The sequence below is a fragment of the Hahella sp. CR1 genome (assembly GCF_029813005.1).
GTDB lineage: Bacteria > Pseudomonadota > Gammaproteobacteria > Pseudomonadales > Oleiphilaceae > Hahella.
Window position 1 is genome coordinate 359,081 of sequence record NZ_JAPELK010000005.1, and the last position, 22,041, is coordinate 381,121.

General features: G+C 54.7%; 21 protein-coding genes. 14 read left to right on the forward strand and 7 right to left on the reverse strand.

Annotation, left to right across the window (positions count from 1 at the left end):
• Positions 1-107: 107 nt before the first annotated feature.
• Complete coding sequence (gene lpdA, locus ONV78_RS14815; RefSeq protein ID WP_279504166.1) at positions 108-1,538, reverse strand: dihydrolipoyl dehydrogenase; 1,431 nt, start codon at positions 1,536-1,538, stop codon at positions 108-110.
• A 245-nt stretch (positions 1,539-1,783) separates the two neighbouring features.
• Here lpdA and ONV78_RS14820 point away from each other — a divergent pair, with 245 nt between their 5' ends.
• The 5 genes from ONV78_RS14820 to ONV78_RS14840 all read left to right on the forward strand — a co-directional run bounded on the left by ONV78_RS14820 (position 1,784) and on the right by ONV78_RS14840 (position 5,171).
• Positions 1,784-2,266, forward strand: a complete 483-nt coding sequence (locus ONV78_RS14820) for a DUF2059 domain-containing protein (RefSeq protein WP_279504167.1) — start codon at positions 1,784-1,786, stop codon at positions 2,264-2,266.
• A 462-nt stretch (positions 2,267-2,728) separates the two neighbouring features.
• Positions 2,729-2,956 (forward strand): hypothetical protein, encoded by a 228-nt coding sequence (locus ONV78_RS14825; RefSeq protein WP_216736410.1) that lies wholly within the window; start codon positions 2,729-2,731, stop codon positions 2,954-2,956.
• Positions 2,957-3,233: 277 nt separating this feature from the next.
• Positions 3,234-4,049 carry an AraC family transcriptional regulator gene (locus ONV78_RS14830; RefSeq protein WP_216736411.1) on the forward strand — a complete coding sequence of 272 codons (816 nt, stop codon included), beginning with the start codon at positions 3,234-3,236 and terminating at the stop codon, positions 4,047-4,049.
• 73 nt (positions 4,050-4,122) lie between these two features.
• Complete coding sequence (locus ONV78_RS14835) at positions 4,123-4,860, forward strand: AzlC family ABC transporter permease (RefSeq protein ID WP_216736412.1); 738 nt, start codon at positions 4,123-4,125, stop codon at positions 4,858-4,860.
• The gene (locus tag ONV78_RS14840; RefSeq protein ID WP_279504170.1) at positions 4,860-5,171 is read left to right on the forward strand and encodes an AzlD domain-containing protein; all 312 of its coding nucleotides are present in this window, start codon (positions 4,860-4,862) and stop codon (positions 5,169-5,171) included. Before ONV78_RS14835 ends, ONV78_RS14840 begins: the two co-directional genes overlap by 1 nt.
• Before the next feature lie 69 nt (positions 5,172-5,240).
• Here ONV78_RS14840 and ONV78_RS14845 read toward each other — a convergent pair whose 3' ends face one another.
• The 5 genes from ONV78_RS14845 to ONV78_RS14865 form a co-directional block, all read right to left on the reverse strand.
• Complete coding sequence (locus ONV78_RS14845) at positions 5,241-5,951, reverse strand: CARDB domain-containing protein (protein WP_279504173.1); 711 nt, start codon at positions 5,949-5,951, stop codon at positions 5,241-5,243.
• A 143-nt stretch (positions 5,952-6,094) separates the two neighbouring features.
• A complete protein-coding gene (locus ONV78_RS14850) occupies positions 6,095-6,580 on the reverse strand; it encodes a hypothetical protein (protein ID WP_279504175.1) in 486 nt (161 codons plus the stop codon).
• Positions 6,581-6,933: 353 nt separating this feature from the next.
• A complete protein-coding gene (locus ONV78_RS14855; RefSeq protein WP_279504177.1) occupies positions 6,934-9,291 on the reverse strand; it encodes an ATP-dependent DNA helicase in 2,358 nt (785 codons plus the stop codon).
• The gene (locus tag ONV78_RS14860; protein ID WP_279504178.1) at positions 9,282-10,943 is read right to left on the reverse strand and encodes a VRR-NUC domain-containing protein; all 1,662 of its coding nucleotides are present in this window, start codon (positions 10,941-10,943) and stop codon (positions 9,282-9,284) included. The genes ONV78_RS14855 and ONV78_RS14860 overlap by 10 nt, the downstream gene beginning before the upstream one ends.
• 17 nt (positions 10,944-10,960) lie before the next feature.
• Positions 10,961-11,947, reverse strand: coding sequence for a GlxA family transcriptional regulator (locus ONV78_RS14865; protein ID WP_253938261.1), 987 nt, complete (start codon positions 11,945-11,947; stop codon positions 10,961-10,963).
• A gap of 321 nt (positions 11,948-12,268) precedes the next feature.
• Between ONV78_RS14865 and ONV78_RS14870 the strand changes: the two genes are divergently transcribed.
• A complete protein-coding gene (locus ONV78_RS14870; RefSeq protein ID WP_127968473.1) occupies positions 12,269-12,535 on the forward strand; it encodes a hypothetical protein in 267 nt (88 codons plus the stop codon).
• Between the two features lie 73 nt (positions 12,536-12,608).
• Here ONV78_RS14870 and ONV78_RS14875 read toward each other — a convergent pair whose 3' ends face one another.
• Positions 12,609-13,532, reverse strand: a complete 924-nt coding sequence (locus tag ONV78_RS14875; protein ID WP_279504183.1) for an SdiA-regulated domain-containing protein — start codon at positions 13,530-13,532, stop codon at positions 12,609-12,611.
• A 248-nt stretch (positions 13,533-13,780) separates the two neighbouring features.
• Between ONV78_RS14875 and ehuB the strand changes: the two genes are divergently transcribed.
• The 8 genes from ehuB to ONV78_RS14915 all read left to right on the forward strand — a co-directional run bounded on the left by ehuB (position 13,781) and on the right by ONV78_RS14915 (position 22,011).
• Positions 13,781-14,608 carry an ectoine/hydroxyectoine ABC transporter substrate-binding protein EhuB gene (gene ehuB, locus ONV78_RS14880; RefSeq protein ID WP_279504184.1) on the forward strand — a complete coding sequence of 276 codons (828 nt, stop codon included), beginning with the start codon at positions 13,781-13,783 and terminating at the stop codon, positions 14,606-14,608.
• Between the two features lie 10 nt (positions 14,609-14,618).
• Positions 14,619-15,281, forward strand: a complete 663-nt coding sequence (gene ehuC / locus ONV78_RS14885) for an ectoine/hydroxyectoine ABC transporter permease subunit EhuC (protein ID WP_279504185.1) — start codon at positions 14,619-14,621, stop codon at positions 15,279-15,281.
• Positions 15,278-15,955 carry an ectoine/hydroxyectoine ABC transporter permease subunit EhuD gene (ehuD, locus tag ONV78_RS14890; protein WP_279504187.1) on the forward strand — a complete coding sequence of 226 codons (678 nt, stop codon included), beginning with the start codon at positions 15,278-15,280 and terminating at the stop codon, positions 15,953-15,955. Before ehuC ends, ehuD begins: the two co-directional genes overlap by 4 nt.
• A complete protein-coding gene (ehuA, locus tag ONV78_RS14895) occupies positions 15,952-16,725 on the forward strand; it encodes an ectoine/hydroxyectoine ABC transporter ATP-binding protein EhuA (RefSeq protein ID WP_279504189.1) in 774 nt (257 codons plus the stop codon). Before ehuD ends, ehuA begins: the two co-directional genes overlap by 4 nt.
• Positions 16,726-16,853: 128 nt before the next feature.
• A complete protein-coding gene (locus ONV78_RS14900; protein ID WP_216736423.1) occupies positions 16,854-17,525 on the forward strand; it encodes a VWA domain-containing protein in 672 nt (223 codons plus the stop codon).
• 6 nt (positions 17,526-17,531) lie between these two features.
• Positions 17,532-18,293 (forward strand): PP2C family serine/threonine-protein phosphatase, encoded by a 762-nt coding sequence (locus ONV78_RS14905; protein WP_279504193.1) that lies wholly within the window; start codon positions 17,532-17,534, stop codon positions 18,291-18,293.
• Positions 18,272-21,046 carry a hypothetical protein gene (locus ONV78_RS14910; RefSeq protein ID WP_279504194.1) on the forward strand — a complete coding sequence of 925 codons (2,775 nt, stop codon included), beginning with the start codon at positions 18,272-18,274 and terminating at the stop codon, positions 21,044-21,046. The genes ONV78_RS14905 and ONV78_RS14910 overlap by 22 nt, the downstream gene beginning before the upstream one ends.
• A complete protein-coding gene (locus ONV78_RS14915; protein WP_279504196.1) occupies positions 21,043-22,011 on the forward strand; it encodes an ankyrin repeat domain-containing protein in 969 nt (322 codons plus the stop codon). Before ONV78_RS14910 ends, ONV78_RS14915 begins: the two co-directional genes overlap by 4 nt.
• Positions 22,012-22,041 lie beyond the last annotated feature (30 nt).

Consider the following 22,041-nt stretch of genomic DNA (forward strand, 5'->3'; position numbering starts at 1 on the left):
AAAAAGATTATGTCCGCTGTGGCGCATTGCAATGGCGGCGGATTTGATTTCTCCGGGCAATAAAAAAGCCGGCGTGAAAGCCGGCTTTTGGATAGCGAGTGAGGTGATCAGGATTTCTTGATCTTCGCCATGGGGTTAGGCAGGTCGGTAATAGTTCCCGCCGCCAATTCGCCAGCCAAACCAACGGTTTCGTGCAGCGTTGGGTGAGCGTGGATAGTCAGCGCCAGATCTTCCACATCCGCGCCGAACTCAATGGCCAGACTCAATTCGCCCAGCAGTTCGCCGGCGTTGATGCCCACGATGCCGCCGCCAATCAGCGTGCCGTCTTCTTTGTAGATCAGCTTGGTTTTACCTTCGCTGCGCGCGGCGCCTAAAGCGCGTCCGCTGGCTACCCAGGGGAATACAGCGGTTTTGTAGGGAATGCTGGCTGCTTTGGCTTCTTTCTCGGTCAAACCAGTCCAGGCGATTTCCGGGTTGGTGTAGGCGATGGAAGGAATGACTTTAGGATCGAATACGCACTTGTGGCCTGCGATCACTTCCGCCGCCACATGGCCCTGATGGGTGGCTTTATGCGCCAGCATCGGGTTGCCGGCGATATCGCCGATGGCGTAGATGTGCGGTACGTTGGTGCGCTGCTGGTTGTCAGTGTTGATGAAACCGCGCTCATCCACTTGGATGCCCGCTTTTTCTGCGCCGATCTTCTTACCGTTGGGAGAACGGCCTACCGCCACTAGAATGGCGTCATAAGACTGCTGGCCTTCTGGCGCATTCTTGCCTTCGAAAGTTACGTACAGACCGTCTTTCTTCGCTTCCACCGCCGTTACCTTGGTGGACAGCATGACGTTGAACTGGTCTTTGACGAATTTGCTGTAGACGGCGATCAGGTCTTTGTCCGCAGCCGGGACCAATTGATCAGCGAATTCGACGATGCTAACTTCGCTGCCTAGGGCTTCATATACCGTGCCCATTTCCAGACCGATGATGCCGCCGCCAACGATCAGCAGGCGTTTGGGGATTTCTTTCAGCTCCAGTGCGGAGGTGGAGTCCAGAACGCGGGGGTCGTCGTGAGGAATAAAAGGCAGTTTAACGCTCTGAGAACCCGCCGCGATGATGCAGTGGTCAAAGGTAATTTCGGTTTTGACGCCTTCGTTGTCCACGGTAATCTGGTTGGGGCCGGCGAATTCGCCATAGCCGTGAACTACTTTCACTTTACGGCCCTTGGCCATGCCCTGGACGCCCTGGGTCAGCTTCTTGACCGTGTTGTCTTTGAACGCGCGCACTTTATCCAGGTCTACTTCCGGCTTGGCGTATGTGACGCCCACGGCGGAGGCGGAATGCGCTTCTTCCATAACGTAAGCGACGTGCAGGAGCGCTTTGGACGGAATACAGCCTACATTAAGACAAACGCCGCCCAAGGATGAATAGCGTTCAATCAAGGTTACTTCCAAGCCCATATCCGCGGCTCTGAACGCTGCGGAGTAGCCCCCCGGTCCGCTGCCCAACACTACAACCTGGGAATGAGTCGTTTGCCCGGCCATATAGTCTCCTTAGTTGTCTTCTAGGTTAGATTTTTTACCAGCTAGGCAAACTAAAGGCTTATTCTCACCGGGTCAATAAGATGTTTGTCGACGGGAACTGACGGTGGTTTGGGGCGTGTGGACGATGCGCCGCCAGTGCCTGGGGGAAACCCCAGGTTGTAGTGATTTGCAAGGCGTCAGAGTGAATGATTCGTTACAATGGCCGCAGCGTCTGACTTTAAATTCATTGATTCCCAAGGAGAAAAATGATGTTGAAATCTGTAGTCGCCTGCGTCATGACGGCGATTCTACTGAGCCCTTCCGCTTTTGCCGCGGATGATGGCGCCAAGAAAGCCGCAGCCAGGCTGCTGGATGTCATGAATATGGAAGTCATGATGGAACACTCCATCGAACAAATGATGACGATTCAGCTGCAACAAAACCCCAATCTGACGCCTTTTCGGGATGTCATGATGAGATATTTTAAAAAGCAGATGAGTTACGACACCCTGAAGGGAGAGTTCGTGAAAATCTACGCGGACGCTTTTACTGAAAAGGAGCTCAATGAGATTGTCGCTTTCTACCAGACTGAAACCGGACAGAAAGCTATCCAGAAGATGCCAGAGCTGATGAGCAAGGGCGCTCAGTTGGGCGCTTCACGCGTGCAGGCGAATATTCAGGAACTGCAACAGATGATCAAGGCGGAAGCCGAGCGTCTGAAAACTGAGGGCGGTCCTACTCCTCAGTAAAAAGTTTCCGGCACAAGGATGTGTCGCGGCTTTCAACTATTTCTTCCGTGCTTATCATCACTATACTGCTCAAATATCGCTCTTATTAACCGATCTGACGGCGCGTCAGGCTTCCGGGTTTGTTTCCTGAATTTTCCTTCAATCCTGCTAAGTGGCGAGATTTCTGGAAAAATTTTGAACGATGTTCACTTATCGGGAGCCCAGGCCTGGTCTGGACTAGGACAAATATAGATCCTTTGGGTGATCGTCTGGAAATGGTTCCCGTCCTATACTCGGCGGTTTCGAGAAAAAAGATAGTTACTCATGTTTGGGTGTAGCTTGCGGAGGCGGATTTGGTAAGTGTTCCGGCAAGTCTATGGCGCGGTCCATGGGATCACAGCAAGTTTCGAAACGCTGCCGCCGATGTGGTGGAAACAACCCAAGCGAATCAGAATTTCTTAAACGATACAGGTAGTAATGCATATGGATAAGCAAAAGCAGCCCACGCCTCAGCAAATGGTTGAGGAGGCGATCAAACGCTACGCTCCGATATATGTTCCTGATGCGCCGCAATGGGCTGAGGAGCAGATCTGGGCGACTACGGATGAGCAACGGGACTGCCGATATCGCAGAAATATGGGACTGCGCCAGATCGCAGAAGTTATGAACGGCGGAGTCGCCGCTTCTCAGGTTAAAAGAAAGAAGAGCTGATTTTTATCAGAATGGCTGCAGGCGCTGGTTCCAGCGACCTGGCTGTCAGCCGCCGAGTTTCTTTCTCAATCCGCACACGCCCGTTAGCCCGCCACCAGAAAACTCAATTAACTCAACTCTTCTTCGCATCCTCCGCCCCATTTGCAACCTTAACGCGCGTTATCCGCAGCGCAAAGAGCAAAAACGTACAATACAGCCGTTAATGAAGCCGCTAGACTGATTCTATATTGGGCCTTCCCATTTATCGTTAAGTGACCTTTACCATGAGTGTCGGTTTGTGATTGAGCATGCTAAGTACTGGCAGGACAAAGCGCTAGGCGGCGTCGAGATTCTGAAAGCCACCTTCGTCAAACAGCACTTTCCCCGGCATGTGCACGAGGGCTACTGCGTGGCGGTCATTGAAAAAGGGGCGCAGCATTTCCTTCGCGATGGCGCTGAGCATACTGCGCCTGTCGGCAGTATCGTATTGGTTAATTCCGATCAGGTGCACACGGGGCGCACCGCGACGGAAGAAGGGTGGTCCTATCGGGCGATTTATCCTACTCCGGCCGAATTGGCGCCGGTTATCGCGGATATATTCGGTCCTGGCGTTGAGCCCTGGTTCCCGGAGCCGGTGGTGCGCGATCCGCAATTGGCCAGGGGACTGCAGGTCCTGCACTGTCTTCTGGAGCAGGGCGATGAGCCGCTGCACTGTGAAACGCTTTATTACCAGATGATGGGGCAGTTGATGCAGCGGCACGCCCGCATGCGTCCCCGTCAGCTTCTGGAAAAGGGCGGCTCGCACTGGGCGGTGGCCAAGGTGAAGGAATATCTGCAGGCGCACTATGCCGACGCAGTTTCATTAAAGGATTTGACCGACTGTACCGGGTTGAGCCCCAGCTATCTGACGCGGTTGTTTACGCGCATGACGGGCATGCCTCCGCACGCATATTTGAATCAGGTGCGGGTAAGCCGCGCGCAGCATTTACTGCGGATGGGGCTGAGCCTGACGGATGTGGCGGCGGCCACAGGATTTTCCGATCAAAGCCACTTAAGCCGTCACTTCCAGCGAATTATGGGCGTCTCTCCAGGACGTTTTGCGAAAGTCTGTTAGTTTGACGACCCTGATGCGCTCATCTTCGATGCTTTCTATAAGCAAATAATTAATCTCTTAGAGCAGTTCTTTTATGACGACTCACGCATTTGAATCGCCCGGACAGGCGTTCCGAGCCGGCGCACAGAACACGATTCCTTTGATCGTCGGCGCTATTCCATTTGGCATTGTATTTGGCACTCTGGGGCCGGTGAATGGGCTGTCTTTTGAGGCGACGCTGGCGATGTCTTTGATCGTGTTCGCCGGCTCGGCTCAGTTTATTTCCCTGGGTTTACTGGCGGCGGGAGCGTCTCCCTGGTTGATTGTCCTGACAACCTTTGTGGTTAACCTGCGTCATTTGCTTTACGCCGTCACCCTGATTCCCATGGTGCGCACTTTGCCGCAGCGCTGGCGGGCGCCGATGGCGTTTTGGCTGACGGACGAAACCTTCGCTGTTGTCGCCGGCCGCCTGGGTGGCGAGCATACAGGGCAGTTTCATTGGTATTACCTGGGGTCTGCGCTGTCCATGTACCTCAATTGGCAGCTATGCACCCTGTTGGGACTGACCTTGGGCGAGTGGGTTCCTGATATCGAAAACTGGGGCCTGGATGTGGCTATGGCGGTGACCTTTATCGGTATAGTGGCGCCGCAGGTGGTTAACCGTCCTCGTCTGGCGGCGGTGTTGGCGGCTGGCGTCTGTTCGGTATGGTGGCGTGATTGGCCGCATCAGCTGGGGCTGTTTGCGGCGGCGCTGACGGGAATACTCTGCGGGTTGGGCGCGGAAGTGGCGTTGCAAGACCGCAAGTCTGAACTGGCCGAAGGAGGTTGCTGATGGAGTGGGCCATGTTATTGGGCATGATGGCGGTAACCTTCGGCATTCGCTATCTGCCGTTCGCCCTGGCGGATCGGCTGCGTCTTAATCCATGGGTGGAGAGAGCTTTGAGCTATGCGCCGATGGCGGTCCTGTCGGCGATTATTGCGCCTGCTGTGCTGGTTCCGAAAGGCGAGCTTTGGCTTGACTGGCGTAATCCTTATCTGGTCGCGGCGGTCGTGGCGATCATTGTTGCCGCGCTCACCCGAAATCTGCTGGCGATCATCGCCGCGGGCATGGGGCTTTTCGCACTATGGCGGTTTTGGTTGTAACGCGCTTTATCTTTGGGCGGGGACGGCGCTCAGAAGAGCGCCGTTAGCCTGCCTCCCGCACAGTGCTTACTATCCCTGCTTTTTGTAGATAGCGGTATTGTTGCTTTCGTCGCACTCGTCCACTTTGTGGGAATAATCCACCATGAAGTGCAGTTCGGCGTCAGGGTCGAATACCCAATAGCCAAGCCGGAACTTAACGCCGGCGGACGCTCCTGGCACCAATGCTGCGACGGGTTGGACGTCAGACGCGCCCGTACCGGGATCGTAGACGCGTGCGTCCGTTGCCGCAGACATGCTGACGCCCACATTCGTGACGACAATTTTTATGACGGACTCGCCGGTTGTAGAATCCCATACAGGGTCGTATACCGTACGAATTACCAAATCCGGACCACTGCAATTGCTGACGCAGAGGCAGTAATAACGCTCGCTGACGATAGTCTTTTCACTGGGCGTTCCCATGAAGCAGGCTTTTTTATCACCAAACTGGTTTCCGTAGAGCCACATGTCTCTGTCAGTTGGTGAGGGAATGGTGTCGATGTTGTTCGACTTGCACACATAGGTGGCTTTATGTTCGTCATAGGGAGTCCGTTCACCTTCGGCGCGCCAACCTGTCCAGGCGCGGCAGGTTTTCGGGCAGGTTAAAGGCCCCTCGTTTTCATAAACGTTCGGATACCAGCCGGCCTTGTAATGGTTGGAAACGCTGTCCTGAATCGGGTCAGCGAAGGCATTGGAAATCGCAAACAAAAGTGCGATAGAAATACAGCGAAGAAATGTCATGGCGTCCCTCCATCATAATCCTGAAGTGATAAAGGCATCCTGCCCGGGCGTTGAGAGTCCATGCCCGGTATGGGTAGTTTAGATTCGGCGGGATTTTATTGGAAATAACGAAAAGGAACTTATCGGTTTAAGGCGTGACGCTATTACTTCGTTGAGCAATATGCGCTGTTTTTTCTGTCTTTTACGCTTTGCAGCATATGCCAGACCAGGTATGCATGCATTGTTTCCTCGTTATGGAAATCGGCCAGTGATTGTTTGCTAAAGGTATTTATGGATTCTTTGCTGGCATGGTTAGTCAGCCACTTGGAGAAGGAATTAATTAATATCTTCTCCTGATCGGAGCCTTGTTTAACTCTTTGAGCGCGCCCCTCGAGCTGGCCTAGGATAAAGGTGCAGGGATGCTCTGACTCAAGCGCCTTGTCGAAAGTCACCCACAGTTTTTCATGGCCGGTATCAATGCAATAGGCCATGCTTCCGCCATCTGAAGGCAGCGCGAGTTCACAAATGTCAAAATCGCCATTGCTATCCTGGATATGGCTTATAGCCGCCCCCGACGTGTCGCAAGCTGAGAAAAAAGGCGTTGAGATAAGCGCCAGGGTAAAGTGCAAGTAAAGGGATACTTTTCTCATGCCAGAAGTATCTTTCCTTAATTTTGGCTCATGAATGTGTAGATCTGAGCTCAAGCTTCAATGCTTGAGATCAAATATAAAGGCGCCGGATCTGAAATTTCTGGTGTAAGCGATCTTAACCCTGCCCGAGCGGCGACGATGCATAATGCCTATTTTGTTGAGAAGTTGTTATTTTTTCTGGCGGACTGCCTATCTTTGCCTACACTTAGAAAGACACAGCGAATGCGCAGTCTGCCTCATCAGACCAGCGGTTCGAACCTCTCGAATGATGTTTTCTTGAACGCTACTCGGCCCCTGCTTGGGGCCTTTTTTTATTCCTGGGCCTGGAACGTCGTATAGCTGCTCAATGGTCATCAGGGGGCTGGGTCTTGCGTCCAGAATTGAGTAAGACCGGATTGCAGATTTTGACTGCTTCTGACGAGCTGCGGACGCCAATGTTGTGGAGCCAAGGCAGGGTAAGGCGGTTTGGTGAAACGGTCGTCCACCAGGATCACGACGCCTTTGTCTGACTCGGTGCGGATTACCCGTCCTGCGGCCTGCACCACCTTTTGCCAGCCCGGCAATTGATAAGCGTAGGCAAAGCCGTCCATTCCCTGGCGCTCAAAATAGGCGGAGATCTGCTCGTTGACCGAACTGATCTGCGGTAGGCCGGGGCCTAGAATAATGCAGCCCACCAGACTGTCTCCGACCATATCGATACTTTCCCCATAGACGCCGCCAATAACGGTGAAACCCAGCAGCTCGCGGGCCTTGCGGAAGCGGGTGAGAAAACGCTGCTGATCTTCCTGGCTGGCCTGTCGGGTCTGCTGCGCAAACTCTATCTCTGGATACAGCTTGGCGAAGCGCTCAGTGAGCTGCTCCATGTAACTGAACGCTGGCGTGAATACCCAATAGTTTCCAGGTCGGGAGGCGATGCTCTGCTGGATCAACGCGCACACTGCGTCCAATTGCGTGTCCCTGCTGCGCAGTCGGAAATTTAAATAGGGCGCAATAAACACCCCCAGATGCTCTGGCGGAAAAGGGGACAGGCTACGCAAAAGCTGAGGATTATCGTCCAGGCCCAATAAGCTCTGGTAGTAATACGGCGGCGTCAGTGTTGCGGAAAACAGGGTGACGCCATGACAGGCCTGCAGCATCGGCCGCAGTAAACGGGCGGGAGACAGACAGCGTAGACTCAGGATACGCTGTTGCTCCCAGTCGCGCTCGAAACAGGCGAAATCGTCGCCGATGCTGGGAGCCAGACGTATCCAGCCCTGTGCGGTGAAAATCGCCTCCTGCACCTGTCGATTCAGCTCTGTATCCGCTGACGCGAGCAAATCCTGGGGCGACATCAGCCAGTGCTCCGCGACGGCGCAAAAATCCTGCAGACGCGCCTCCAGCGGCTGCTGGCCTTTGCCTGGCGCCTGCTCGGGCGTGATATGCATTTGCCTGATGGCTTTGGCGACGGCGCTGGCGTCTTTCCTCAGCGCCTTGCATTGACGGGCTATACGATTGAAAGGAGCTTCGGACAGCTCTGCGGAGAACAGATCCCGCGCCCGGTCAGGCAAGTTGTGCGCTTCATCCGCCAGCAGGCCGATACGATTTCGAGTGAAAAGGCTGTCTGATCTGACCTGGGGAGAAAACGCATAGTTATAGTCGCCAATGAGGACATCCACCCAGGGCGCCAGCTCGCCCTGCAAACCGTGAGGGCAGAGATCGTATTTCAGCGCAATCTCGCGCAGGCGTTCGCCATCCAGCCATGCCGCTTCCAGCGCTTCCTCCCTTGCTTCCGGCAGACGTTGATAGAAGTCGCGTCGGCGTGGGCAGTCCAGCGGATCGCAAACGGAGTCGCCGCCGCAAATACGGTCGCGGGCATGGAGCTGCAGGGTGCGTAGCGGCGCATTATCCAAGCGCATATCCTGCATGGCTTTTAGCGCAGCTTCTTGGGAGGAAGTCTTGGCGGTGATCAGCATTACTTGATCCAGGTGACCTTCCCCCATGGCTTTCAGCGCCGGGAACAGCGTCGCCAGTGATTTGCCGCTGCCAGTGGGCGCCTCTATCAGCGCCTGACTGGCGTCGCGCAGGCTAAGATAGGTTTGTCGCGCCAACTCCCGCTGGCCCGGGCGAAATCCGCTATAAGGAAAGTTGAGATCGCGCAGCAGACCGTTACGTTGAGTGCGATGTTGCGTCAGACGCCGATACCAGTCTTGCAGACGCTGAAACAGCGTGTCGCTCTCTTGTTCGGCTTCCTCACAGGACATTTCGCTATCAAACTGCGTCTGCTCCATGTCCGGAACGCGCACATAAGTCAGACGTAGCCTGATCGGCGTTAGTGGGGGCTCTGTTTGCTCCCGTCGCCACAGCAGGGCGTACAGCAACAGCTGCAGCCGGTGTCTTTCCGCCAGTCCAAGGGGGATATGCTGAGGGTCTTGGCGCAGCGTTTTGATTTCTTCGAACAACACATGGTCGTCAGCCATGCGGAGGCCGTCTATGCGCCCCTGCAGTTGTAGTTGAAAGTCCGTTTCGGAGAGGGTGATCTTTACCGGGGCTTCGCTGATGTAGTCCGCCGGCCAGCCTTCCTGAACCTGCTTGTGCGCAAGCTGCCCTTCGCGGGCGCTGGCGGTGTCCCGATCCTGATGATCGAGGTCGCCCAATTGCGCAAGGAAATGAGCGGCTTCCCGAACGCTGAGCTTGTAGGAGAGTTTGTCCGGAGGCGAAGTCTTTATAGCCAAGTGACTTGAACCAGTTGGTAAGGGATGCCGTTTTGCTCGAACGTCGCCATCCAGCGTTTTTGATTTGGTTGCAGGCTGTCAGTGGGGCTTTTCACTTCCAGCAATTCATAGCCGCCCTGTTCAGGGAAATGAATCAAGTCTGGAAAGCCGCTGCCATTCTCCCGCAAGTCCCGCAGCATGCGTTGAAAGACTGCCCGCCAATGCTCGCGGGGAATACGCTCCAGCGCTATCTGCAGGCAGTCTTCTCCTGCTTCCGGCCAACCGACGAATGGATTGCTCAGGCCGAATTTGTCCCGCCATCGCGCCAGGACGACCTCCGGCCAGTCTTCTGCGTTTAATAAAGCGAAAGCGGCCTGGATCAGCGTATGACGCTTCTTGGTGAAGCTGGCGTCGTAAAGATCATGGGGGCGATGCTGATAGGGATGGCTGAAAGCGCCGGAAACCGGGGCGAAGACAGCCGGCCAGAAGGTCAGCCCGAATACCGCATTGAAGAGCCAGTTCTCTACGTAGACACAAACTCCGCTTGCCCCGGCGACTTCCTGGCGCACCAGTTCCTCCACCCGCAACTCGGGATTGGCGGCGATAGTGAGCAAGCGCTGTAGGGGACGGAAAGGCGAAGAACGGTCCTTTGGGCGGCCCAGTGCTTTGGCGCACTTTTCGGTGAACTGCTCAGCGAAAATCAACTCCGCTTCAGTGTAAGGCGAGTCAATGATGCTTGCGCAGATATCGTGCGCCGCCTCATATTTTTCCTGCTTGAACTGAATGCGGGCGCGGCGCTCGCGAGAAGGCGGCTCCTGGGTGCGCAAGTAGACCTGATACGCCAGATCCAGATCCTGCAGGCGCTCCAGATCGCGAGCGACTTTATTGCAAAAGCGGTCGTGGCGACGGCGCAGGACGGCGCTATCTCCCGGCGCAGGCGTTCTGGCGATGATATCGACGCACACGTCGACGCTCAGAGTTTCTAGAGCGGAATATTCGTCCGCCAGCGCTACCAGTTGCTTGATGTGATCGATATCCTCACGTGCGGCGAACAGTCGGTGTTCGGGATCGAGCTGGTAGCTTTCGTAGCGAATGACGCCTAAATCAGAGGTGACGAAGGTGGTCAGGTCCTGATAGAGGTTGCCGAAAAACAGCAGCCGAAACAGCAGTACTAAATCGGTATGGTTCAGCTGCAGAAAGCGGAAGTTGCCCTGTTGATAAAAGTCCGCGCAGGTCAGCTCAAGCCCTTCCAGCAGTTTGTCGCGCTTGCTGCTGCGAGGGGCCTCCGCACGCCAGTTCTGGCGGATTTCCTCTTTGGTCAGCAAGGCCAGTAACGCCGGGGCTTCTGCATCAGGATTGAATTCAATCCAGCCCTTGTCGGCAAGAATATCCAGGTCTTCGCCAAGTTGGGGAATCTCTGCATAAGCCAGTTTGTCGCTACGAAACAGCGGGCCTTTGCGCCCGTACAAGCGCACCAGCAATGCCTGTTGCGTGCGCGTCAGGGAGCGGAAATTCTGGATATAGGCGCTTTCTTCTGCGTTCAGCAGGTTGGCGTATTGAGCCTCTACGCAGCTCAACAGAGTAAGGAAGTTGTCCAGGTAATAAAACGGCTGAAGCGGCGGCGCAGTGACGGGAACGTCCGCGTTGGAGAGGGGGGCTTTTGCTTCAGACATAGGGTCGGCTTCGGACATCAGGTTATGCTGCGTCGCTGGAACTTATTTCGATACTCTTTCGGCGTCAGACCGGTTTTCTGCCGGAACAGTTTGGTGAAAGAGCTGACGTCTTCATAGCCTACCGCTAGCGTGATCTGACTGACGTTGTCGGAGGTCTCCTCCAAGAGCTTTTTGGCCTCTTCCAGACGCAAAGTCTGCAGGTAGCCAAGCGGCGTATCGCCGGTGGCGGCCTTAAAGCGGCGCGCCAGGGTGCGTGGACTCATATTGAAGCGTCCCGCCAGGTCGTCGATGCGCACGTCCTGATCGCAGTGCGTTTCCAGCCAGTTTTGCACCCGCAGCACATCCTCATCGCGGTGATATTTGCGCGCCCGCATGGAGGAGTAACTGGATTGATAGGTGCGTCCCATATCAATGACGAAGGTTTTGGCGGTCTGCACCGCCACTTCGTGGCCGCAGAAATGTTCGATCAGGTACAGACACAAATCCAGCCAGGCGATGCCGCCGCCGGAGCAGAACACGTTTTCCGAGGCGGTGAGCATTTGCTCCGGCCGCAGGTCCACGCTGGGGTATCGCTGGCGGAACATGTCCACAAAGGCCCAGTGGGTGGTCGCAGTGCGGTTGTCGAGAATGCCAGCTTCCGCCATGAAAAAGGCGCCGGTGCAGTTGCCCGCGATGATTGTTCCCTGACCATTCATGGTTTTCAGAACCTCAATCAGTTGAGGGTTCTGCGTCAGTGTTTTTTCGATATCGCCAGCGATGGAGGGAATAACCAGGATATCGCTCGGCTTAATATCGTCAAAGCAGGCGTCGGCCTGAATCAGCAGCCGGTTATGGCAGCGCACAGGCTGGGCGTCCCGGGTGGCTACGCGGATATTGAACTTGGGATGGGGCTGGCTGCGCTGAATGTGATTCCAGGTGACCCCGGCCATCGCCAGCAAATCCACCACGCCGGTAATGGCGGAAGATACCGCGTAGTCGAAACCGAGAATTGTGACTTGCTGCATGCTTTTACCCGTCATCGCTTGGATTGGCTATATTAGCCTAAAAAATGTCGAAACAGACAGTGTTGGAGCGAGACGATGCATGACATTCTGCTTTGGCCAACCAGATAGCGGCCTAACAGCTATCCTTTCTGGTTTGATTTGTCTCATACGCACCGCGTCAGCGGTACTTATAAGCCCATGTTCGACGACTCCCATGAAGGCGTCGGGCGTGGGTTTTTTTATGGATAAACCCTCACTATACTCACTATAAGAACTCAGATACGTTGTCTCTTGGTTTTTGCGGAATAAATTATTAGAACAAGCTGTTATAGGAGATCGCCAATGAGTATGGCGGAAGAGAGCCGGCAGGCAAAAATGATTGCGGAGATGCGGGGCTTCATTAAGAAAGTGCTGATGGATCCCACCATTCCGGTTAAGTGCATGGAAATCGCACGCAGGTTGCAGCAGGAGAAAGACGCGGAACGTAAAATGGCTGATGAAATCAGCGCCAGCACCACCATCCGCATTCCAGAAAACATGAGTGATGCGGACAAGCTGTTCCTGGACGTACTCAACGAAGTCTTGGAGGATGAATCGGCGCTGTACTGATTCCCGCAGGCCGGCGTCGCCGGTCTGATCAACGGCGCGCCAGAGTATTAATGACTCTGGCGTCGCATGCTTCTTATTCGCTTATTACCACTTTATACACATACAACTCGGCGTCTTTATCGCTAATCACGTAGAGCGATTGGCTCGCCGGATCATAAGCAACTCCCTCCGCCTTTCGCACTGGCTTGAGCTTGCCGGGCTTTTTCCCAGGCTTGGTCAGCGCCGCAGAGCTTTTAACCCGTCCGCTTGTCAGATCATAGAAATAGATCCTCGCCGCTTTGTCGCTGACGATAGCCAGTAAGTTGTGTTCGGGGATCACGGTCAGGCCGGAGTAGTCGATGTCATCCAGGGCGATATCGTCGTCGCTGACGCCGGTTTCCACTAGCTTGACGCTGCTTATCACCTTGCTCAGATCGCCGGATAAATGCAGAAGTACGCCGGGATCGCCTTCTTTTATAGCGTAAATGCTGGCGTCTGCGGGGTTCCAGGCGATTCCTTCCAGACCTTTATTCTCTTTGGTTTGAGCAAAAAAGGTCGCGCTTTGGGCGAAGTCCTCGAAGTCCGATAAGCGACGCTGCGCCACTGGTTCGCCAGACGCGAGGTCGAAAATGAAAAACGCGTTGCTTTCCTCTTTAACCGCGATCAGACGGCGGTGTTCAGGGTCATAGGCGACGCCTTCAAAACCGGATGCAGGCGCCTCGATGCTCTTGAGCACCTGTCCCTGATGATCCAGCAGAAATAACTTGGCGGTGTCGTCGCTGACCGTCCAGAGTCCGCCGTTGGCGTCGAGCGTCAGCCCGGATGGCTCCGTTAGCCCTTGTGCCTTGTTTTTAACGGAATGGAGTTCGGTGAACTGCAGGGATATTTCTATGGGCTCCGCCTGTGCAGACAGGTGGATACTGGCGGCCAGCAGCAATGTCAGCCCCGGTTTGCGCGCCATGAAATGACGGAATGGTCTGGCGAAAATATGGGAACAGGAAAGCGAATAGCGACGCATAAGTTTGATGTCGAATATTTATTGGCAAGGTTGGGGCGCCATTGTAATGCAAAACCTGATTGGGACGCCGGTTAACTCCCTGAAAGCCGTTGTCTCAGGGGCTTGCGGAACTGTTGGTGAGGAGGGTTAAGTGATTAATATTGTTAGAATTCAAAATAATTATTGAGAATTAAATTTCACCTACTTATGATTTTTAAGGATTTCGATAGACATTTTTGTTTAGTCATATAAGGAATTCGAGGGAAGTCATGAAAAGTATATTCGCGTTTATATTGTTCGCGCTCTCCACCGTCACAATGGCTGACACCTGGGATGAGATCAGCAAAGAAGGCAAGATCACCCTGGGTGTCGCCAACGAACGTCCCTATGGATATCTCACTCCCATGGGGGAGCCCGCGGGAGAGGCTCCATCCATCGCCATGTACGTTTTGGACAAGCTTGGTGTGGATGATGTGGAAGTGGTTGTAACGGAATTCGGCTCCCTGATTCCCGGATTGAAAGCTGGTCGGTTCGACGTCATTGCCGCCGGTATGTACGTTAACCCCAAAAGATGCAAACAGGTGTTGTTTTCTAACCCTACCTACACTATCGGCGAAGGCTTTCTGGTGCTTGACGGTAACCCCAAGGGGTTACACGGCTATGGCGACGTGAAAAAAGCGGATGAAGTAAAAATGGGCGTGATGGCTGGCGCGGTTGAATTTGGCTACGCGAAAAAATTCGGCGTGCCGATGGACCGTATTGTGACGCTGCCGGACTATCCTGCTGGCGTAGCGGCGCTGAAAGCGGGGCGCATTGATGCGCTAGCGGGCACCAGTTTGACCATGGCGCAACTGGCGCAGAAAGATGAGCGAGTGGAGTTGGCGCTGCCGTTTGATGAACTGAAGATTGATGGGGAGTCCGTCAAAGGCTACGGCGCATTTGGCTTCCGTAAGGGCGATGAAACCTTGCGCGACAACTTCAATCGAGTGCTGGATGGTTTCCTGGGAACGGAGCAGCACGTCAGCATGGTGCAGGAATACGGTTTCGGTACGCACACCTTGCCGGGCGACATCACTACCCAGGAGCTGTGTAACTAAGTCTTATCTCATGGAACTGAGCGAACTGACGCCCATCTTGCTCCAGGGCGCCTGGATCACCCTGAAAATTCTCTGCCTGTCTTTGCCCGTTGCGGGGGCGCTGGCTTTTATCGCTGGCTTGACGCGACTGTTCGCGCCCACCCCGTTGCGGCAGATAGCGCGGGTATATATTGAGTTTTTTCGCGGCACTTCCGCCTTGATTCAGCTGTATTGGATTTATTTTGTGCTGCCGTTCTTCGGCTTGAGTCTGGATGCGATGACGGCCAGCGTCATTGCGCTTGGATTGAATATCGGCGCTTATGGCGCGGAGGTGGTGAGAGGATCTGTGCTGGCTGTGCCCAAAGGGCAGTACGAGGCGGCGGTGGCGTTGAACTTTACGCCCTGGAGCCGGTTATGGCGCATTATTCTGCCGCAGTCGCTGATCAATATGATTCCGCCGTTCGGCAACCTCGCCATTGAGTTGATGAAAGCGACCTCTCTGGTATCGCTGATCACCATTGGCGACCTTACCTACAAAGCCAAAACCCTGGCGGATGCGACCCTGCAGGTGGGGGAGATTTTTGGCCTGGTATTGCTGATCTATTTCGTGATGGCGCAAGCGATGGCCTTTTTGTTCCGGTGGCTGGAAGCGCGTCTGGGCCGGGGCCTGGATAGAGGAGGCCTGCGCTCATGATAGAACTGGATTGGGACTGGGATTTCACCTGGGAAGTGTTGCCGGATCTATTGAACGCAGCACAGATAACCTTATTAGCCACCCTGCTGGGCAGCCTGCTGGCGATTGGTGTGGGGTTGGCTTTGTCATTGTTGCGACGCAGCCCCTCACGCTGGATCAGTTGGCCGGTCTACTGGGTGGTTGAGTTTGTGCGCAGCACGCCGTTGCTGGTGCAGATCTTTTTCCTTTATTACGTCATGCCGGAGTTTGGCGTGAGTCTGTCGCCCATGACCACTGGCGTGCTGGCGCTGGGCGCGCATTATGGAGCGTATTTGTCTGAAGTGTTTCGCAGCGGCATTGATGGGGTGGAGAAGGGGCAGTGGGAAGCCGCCAGAGCGCTTAACCTGTCTCAGTTCATGACCTATCGCGATATCGTATTGCCGCAGGCGTTGCGGGCGATGATTCCGGCCACCGGCAACTATATCATCGCCATGTTCAAGGAAACCCCTCAGCTCTCCGCCATCACTTTGCTGGAAATGTTGCAGACCGCCAAAATCCTGGGTTCCGAAAATTTCCGCTACCTGGAGCCGTTCACGCTGGTCGGCTTGCTTTACCTGGCGTTCAGTATTGTCGCTGCGCTGGGCGTACATCAGATCGAGCGTCGTTTTCCCAAAGAAGGATTCAGCCTACGATGACCTCTCCCATTATTGAATTTCAGAATGTAAAAAAGCAGTTCGGCGAACTGGCGTTATTTGAAAATTTTAACTTCAGCGTCGAAGAAGGCGAGATCGTGTCTATCATTGGCTCCAGCGGTTCCGGCAAAAGCACGCTATTACGCATCCTGATGACCCTTGAGGATATCGACGGCGGGGTGGTCAGGGTGAAAGGCGAGCCGTTATGGCATATGTCCAAAGGCGATCGGCTTGTTCCCGCTGATAAAAAACACCTGCGCAAGATGCGCAACCATATGGGCATGGTGTTTCAGCACTTTAATCTGTTTCCGCATATGACGGTGCGCCGTAACATCACCGAGGCCCCTATGCGAGTGAAGGGTAAATCCCGGCAGGAAGCGGAACGGGAGGCGATGGATCTACTGGCGCTGGTCGGGCTGCAAGATAAAGCGGACAGCTATCCCGCGCAGTTATCCGGCGGACAGAAACAGCGGGTTGGCATCGCCCGTGCTTTGGCCATGCGGCCGGAAATTCTGTTGCTGGACGAAATAACGTCGGCGCTTGACCCAGAGTTGGTGGATGAAGTGTTGGACGTGATTCGCAACCTCGCCAAAGAGCACAGCTTCACCATGCTGCTGGTGACTCACGAAATGTATTTCGCCCGGGAGATAAGCGATCGCGTCTGCTTTTTCGACCAGGGCCGGATTCTCGAAGAAGGGCCGCCGGATAAAATTTTTGTGGCGCCGGATAAAGAGCGTACGCAAGCGTTTCTGAATGCTTTTATAAGCGCCTGATATCCTTCAGAATGCCCCTCTAAACAGGCGGTTTTTTTCTTTGCGACGGCTATATGACGGGTCGCTTTTATAAATAGCGCTTTGTGTTTCTTTTGCCTGAATTCATCGGATGTAAACGAGGAGTAGGTATGTCTGATACTTTGATACCGGATGTGGTCTTTAATGATAACAACAGCCAGCGCACCCCCTGCGTTCTGGTTCTGGACGGCTCCAGCTCCATGTTTGGCGAGCCGATCAGACAGCTCAACGAAGGACTGAGACTGTTGGAGCAGGCCCTGAAAGAGGACGCCAGCACAGCGATGCGCGTGCAGCTTTTGGTGATCCGCGCAGGCAACCATGATCAGGCGGAAGTGCTGACGGACTGGGTGGATGCGATGGACTTCAACGCACCCGAAGTATTCGCCAATGGCACGACGCCGCTGGGCGCCGCCATGAATCTGGCGCTGGATAAAATCGAAGATCAGAAAGCCGCATATGACGCCAACGGCATTTCCTCCACGCGTCCCTGGATTATCCTCATCAGCGACGGGGCGCCCACAGACTTCGACTGGGAGAGCGTCGCGGATCGTTGCCGCCATGCTGAGCAGAATCGTAAAGTCGTAATTTTTCCCATCGGCGTGGAAGGCGCAACCTTCGAGACGCTCAACCAGTTTTCCAACAAAGGCGCCAAGAAACTGAAAGGCCTGCAATTCCGTGAGCTGTTTGTCTGGCTGAGCCGGAGTATGGCCACTGTATCGGTGTCGTCTCCTGGCGAAAAAGTGCAGTTGCCTGCGACAGACTGGTCTGAAGTCGAAGTTTAATCCTCTATGACAAGCAGTTATCCAGAGCCGGCCTGGAAAGTGGTCGCGGCCAGCGTTGCTGGCCCGCACCATGTCCGGGACGGACTACCCTGTCAGGATGCGTTCAGTTGGCGCGTTATTGGTGAGCGGCTGGTTGCGGCGATAAGCGACGGCGCAGGTTCGGCGGCGCAGTCGGAGCAAGGAAGCCGCATGTTAAGCCTGTGTCTCGTGGACGCCTTCGCTGAGAACGTTTCCGCGCCATTGCAAGAGTCTGACGTACGAAGGATTGCCGAACAGGCCGTCGAAACTTGTCGCGCTCAACTACTGCAGGCTTATCCTGACGCCAATCTGGCGGACTTTCATGCGACGCTGGCGGCTGTTGTCATGGACCGCAGTGGCGGATTTGTTCTGCAAATTGGCGACGGCATGGCGGCGGCGGTGCAGGAGCGTCAATGGGCGCCTTGTCTGCTGTGTTTGCCGGAAAACGGCGAATACGCGGAAGAAACTTTCTTTTTCACCCAGGATCGCTGGCGTGAGCATCTGCGCATAACCCCAGTGCCCTCTGAATATGATGAGCTGATACTGGTGACTGACGGCGCCTACAGCTTTACCGCCAAACCCGCGGCTAATGGATTGGACCGCGACTTTATCGCTCCGGTCTGCGCATTTCTGGAACAGAACGAAGAAGAGCGGGGCGTCGTTGCGCTCCAGCAGATTCTCGATCACGCCAACGCCCGCCGTATTTCTGGTGACGATAAGACGTTGTTATGGGCCAAACGCAAACGCTGATTGAGGTGGGCGGCGGAGCCGTCCGCCTGCTGGATAAACCTTTGGGGCAAGGCGCGGATGCGGCCATATACCGCGTCGAGGGATGCCCTGATCTGGTCGCTAAGATCTATCACAAGCCAGAGCAGGACCCCGGACGCCGCGCCAAGCTTGAAGCCATGTTGGCGAATTCGCCAGAGCTGTCCCACATTGAGCACGATGGACATCGCTTTGTGCAAATCGCCTGGCCGCAGTCCATTGTGACGAATAGGCGCGGCGAGTTGAGAGGCTATCTGATGCCTTTCGTCGACCTGTCCCGAGCTGTATCACTGGAAATGATGCTGAACCGTAAGACACGGCAGTTCAGTAAGCTACCTGAGCACTACGGATACCGCCTTTCCGCCGCCAAGAATCTGGCAGCGCTGATCGCAGCGCTGCATCGCAAGCGCCATCATGTCATCGACATGAAGCCGGTAAACATCAATGTTTATCGGGAAACCTTCTTCACTGCATTGCTGGACTGTGACGGTTTCAGTATTCAAGGCGCTGGCAAGCGCTTCACGGCGCACCAGTACACGCCTGACTATATCGCCCCGGAAGCCATCAAGGGACGTCAGGGGCCGGATCAGCTTGGTGAAGAGCAGGACCGTTTTGCGCTGGCCGTCATCCTGTTTCAATTGCTCAATCAAGGCGTGCATCCGTTTCAGGGAACCCCCAAAGGCGGCGCCAATTTACCTACGACTAACCACGAACGTATTGGCGCGGGTCTCTATGCTTATGGCTTAAAGGAGCACCCCCGGATTGCGCCTTCCCCCTGGAGCATTCACCAGGCTCTGGACTCACGCACGCAACAGTTGTTTGAAAACGCCTTCACTAAGCCTCCCTACGCCAGACCCTCCGCACAGGAGTGGAGCGACCACCTGCATTGGCTATTGGCGGCGGATGACTCCCCTTTGCAACCTTGTCCGAATAACAAGGAGCACTTGAGCTTCGGTAATGGGTGTCCGTTCTGTACTGTTGAACAAAAAGCCGCGAATACTGTAAAGCGTAAAGCCAAGAGGCCCGCTAGGGCGCAACCGCCCAAAGGGAGAAGGGCGCATCGCGCTACGGCGCAGACGCAACCCCAACCTCAATATCGGCCCCAACCTCAGCCCGCGGCGCAGCCTATTGTCATGCCGCGCAAGGTTAAGTGGGGGCTAATCACGGCCTTGTCAGTGGTGGTTATCCCTCTTCTGTTATCAGCGATTTTGAACCCGGTCATTGCTTCCTGGCGATGGCCTGGCTTTACGGAGGCGGCGCTTGATATGGGCTGGCCCGTCTGTGACAGTGACCGGGACTACAATTTGTTATCCCAGGCGCTACTCTCGGAAGAAAAGGGGCATATCCAACTGGCTTTGCAACATATCAAGGGAGCTAGTTGTTTAGGGGATGTCGCCGTCAATTACGCCTCTGGGTGGCTTGGTTCAGACGTGGATGATGACAGGCTGTGGATGCTGCTGGAGAAACTGTCCTCAGCATCGCAGTCATATGAAAGATGGATGTCATTGGATACAGCAGCCCGGCAGAACTATAGTGGCGCTTATACCTCCTACTACCACGATCCGCTGGGATATATCGAGACGGCCGTCAGGGAGCGCCTATCAAACCTGCCTTATAGTCCTGAAGTGAGGGATAGTTGGCTACAGCGTCTGAGAAGTGTGAGCGAAGACCATGGTCGGCGAGCATTAGGCGACGACTCGCCAGGGGATGAGTTAGCGCCGACCTATGCGCACGCCAGAGCTGTTGTGAATGGGATAGAAGAATCGGTTTTAGAACCTCTGTGGAAGTGGACGGCTGAGCATGACCTTGAGGGCTTGATGGAGATATTGCCCGAGCGGGCTCTCGTTGACTTGAAGAAAGTAGAGTGGATTATCGCTGCGGTAGCGGAAAAAAACGTAGATAAGCTGGCGGACCTTCTTCAGCGTCCGGCCATCGCCTTCAATGAGGGTGACTATGATGGTGAGGACAAGTTGGCGCGCGACCAGAGCATCGTCGCCAGCACGCTGCGAGTGTCAGACCTGTCTACGCTTCCTGAGGCGGTTAAAACGTTGTCTTTGAATTGCGCTCAGTTGTACCACGCCTTCAGTGTTCTGGGAGAGGGCAACATGAACTTTATGTCTCCCCGCAGAGTGCCTACACCCTACTACAATCCCTTGGTTGCAAGGAATGCTTCATCGTCGGAAGTTCCTTTAAAAAGTGGAGGCATGGCGTATCTGGTGCGGCAACCTGAGCTGGCTTGTGCGTTGTCGGCGGTAGCCGACGGGGATAGCGGGGATGGGGTGAGTCTGAAGGCGGTGGCGGTCTTTTTGACCAGGGCTGAAACCGCAGAGCCAGGGATAAAGCAAAAAGTGCTTTGGGATATGGCGCGAAACATGCCCCGCTGGGAGAGCGATAGCGGGCTAAGGCTTTACAAATCCCGCGACAATACCGAAAGACTAGTGGCTTGGCTGGTGGAAGAGCAAACTGCCGCTGAGTGGGTGGATAGAGATGGCGAGACACTGGCGCATTACCTGGTGAACTGGGTGTCGCCGGAGTTGGTGCAACGCCTGCCGAGTTTGGGGGCGTCGACTTCACTGCGTAATAGTCGCAATTTAACTTTGAAAGAAGCATACCAGCGCCGTCTGTCAGCACAAGGGACAGCGTCGAACCATGAGAGAGCTGCTCTGGAGGCGCTGGGTCGCCGCAGTCCTGCCGAAAAGCTTGATGACTACTTTTTTGGAAGCGAGAGCGATTCATGACGGCGTTTTCCAAGGGAAGCCTGCCCATCGCTAAAAAGCCTGTCGCGTGGATACTGATCACGGGAGTTACGATTTCCATCCTGATGCTTTCCTGCCTGGCCAAAGCAGAAACCGAGAGGTCTAAGGCGGAAGCGCTATATGCGGCGGACAAGTTGCAGTGGGATCAGGTAGTGGACACAACATGGCCTGAGATGATGAAAAACGCCAAGCACACTCGCTATCCGGTGCAAGGTATTAATCCTGAACAATACACGGATGAAAATACGCAGGCGTACGGGGGCTTCTCCTATCTCAATTTTCTCGCCCGGGACGGCATGTATGACGCGCTTTTGGACGCGCTTCGCGCTGGCGTGAAGTTTCCCCGTAGCGATAACTATGACGCCGTGTACACCGCTGTGATTGAGTCGAAGGAGCACAAAAATCCCTTTTTCACCATGGCGTTGGTGTCCTCCATCGACCAGTGGAATATCGCCCATCGTTTGGCGGCTCGCAACAAAGTCAAAGAACTACGCGGGCTGGATAAAAAAGTACTGATGGCGCAGACGGAGTTTGGCCGCAACGCGCTGATGCTGGCGATTCTTTACCAGAATGAAGAGGCGGTGAAGTATTTGAGCTCGTACCAGGCGCTTCTGAACCAGAAGGATGACTTTGGTTGGAGCGTCATGATGTATGCGGTTTATGTGGAAAACCCATCGATTCTGGACGTGTTGTTCAGCCTGCCAAAACCGCCGAATGTAAACCTGCAGTCTTATGCATGCGTGGACGCACCTAAACTGCGCATCGCCATGATTGGCAGTCGTATGCTCAGGCAGGCGATGTCGGGTGGAGGAAGCCCTGCGGACTCACGGGAGCTGTTACAGCAGGATGCCATCTACAACCGACTGCTGGCGCTGTCCAGCAAACAGAGCAGAGATTCCTGTAAGTATTATTTAATGGACAGGCCCTATCATAACTGGTTGTTATAACTGGTAAACAGTAAGTCCACACTTTACTCA

Coding starts and splice junctions, on each gene's coding strand:
- ONV78_RS14915 (WP_279504196.1), top strand. CDS start 21,043: ATGACGGCGTTTTCCAAGGGAAGCCTGCCCATCGCTAAAAAGCCTGTC.
- lpdA (WP_279504166.1), bottom strand. CDS start 1,538: ATGGCCGGGCAAACGACTCATTCCCAGGTTGTAGTGTTGGGCAGCGGA.
- ehuB (WP_279504184.1), top strand. CDS start 13,781: ATGAAAAGTATATTCGCGTTTATATTGTTCGCGCTCTCCACCGTCACA.
- ONV78_RS14905 (WP_279504193.1), top strand. CDS start 17,532: ATGACAAGCAGTTATCCAGAGCCGGCCTGGAAAGTGGTCGCGGCCAGC.
- ONV78_RS14865 (WP_253938261.1), bottom strand. CDS start 11,947: ATGCAGCAAGTCACAATTCTCGGTTTCGACTACGCGGTATCTTCCGCC.
- ONV78_RS14825 (WP_216736410.1), top strand. CDS start 2,729: ATGGATAAGCAAAAGCAGCCCACGCCTCAGCAAATGGTTGAGGAGGCG.
- ONV78_RS14870 (WP_127968473.1), top strand. CDS start 12,269: ATGAGTATGGCGGAAGAGAGCCGGCAGGCAAAAATGATTGCGGAGATG.
- ONV78_RS14875 (WP_279504183.1), bottom strand. CDS start 13,532: ATGCGTCGCTATTCGCTTTCCTGTTCCCATATTTTCGCCAGACCATTC.
- ONV78_RS14840 (WP_279504170.1), top strand. CDS start 4,860: ATGGAGTGGGCCATGTTATTGGGCATGATGGCGGTAACCTTCGGCATT.
- ehuC (WP_279504185.1), top strand. CDS start 14,619: ATGGAACTGAGCGAACTGACGCCCATCTTGCTCCAGGGCGCCTGGATC.
- ONV78_RS14900 (WP_216736423.1), top strand. CDS start 16,854: ATGTCTGATACTTTGATACCGGATGTGGTCTTTAATGATAACAACAGC.
- ONV78_RS14910 (WP_279504194.1), top strand. CDS start 18,272: ATGGGCCAAACGCAAACGCTGATTGAGGTGGGCGGCGGAGCCGTCCGC.
- ONV78_RS14850 (WP_279504175.1), bottom strand. CDS start 6,580: ATGAGAAAAGTATCCCTTTACTTGCACTTTACCCTGGCGCTTATCTCA.
- ehuD (WP_279504187.1), top strand. CDS start 15,278: ATGATAGAACTGGATTGGGACTGGGATTTCACCTGGGAAGTGTTGCCG.
- ONV78_RS14860 (WP_279504178.1), bottom strand. CDS start 10,943: ATGTCTGAAGCAAAAGCCCCCCTCTCCAACGCGGACGTTCCCGTCACT.
- ONV78_RS14820 (WP_279504167.1), top strand. CDS start 1,784: ATGATGTTGAAATCTGTAGTCGCCTGCGTCATGACGGCGATTCTACTG.
- ONV78_RS14835 (WP_216736412.1), top strand. CDS start 4,123: ATGACGACTCACGCATTTGAATCGCCCGGACAGGCGTTCCGAGCCGGC.
- ONV78_RS14845 (WP_279504173.1), bottom strand. CDS start 5,951: ATGACATTTCTTCGCTGTATTTCTATCGCACTTTTGTTTGCGATTTCC.
- ehuA (WP_279504189.1), top strand. CDS start 15,952: ATGACCTCTCCCATTATTGAATTTCAGAATGTAAAAAAGCAGTTCGGC.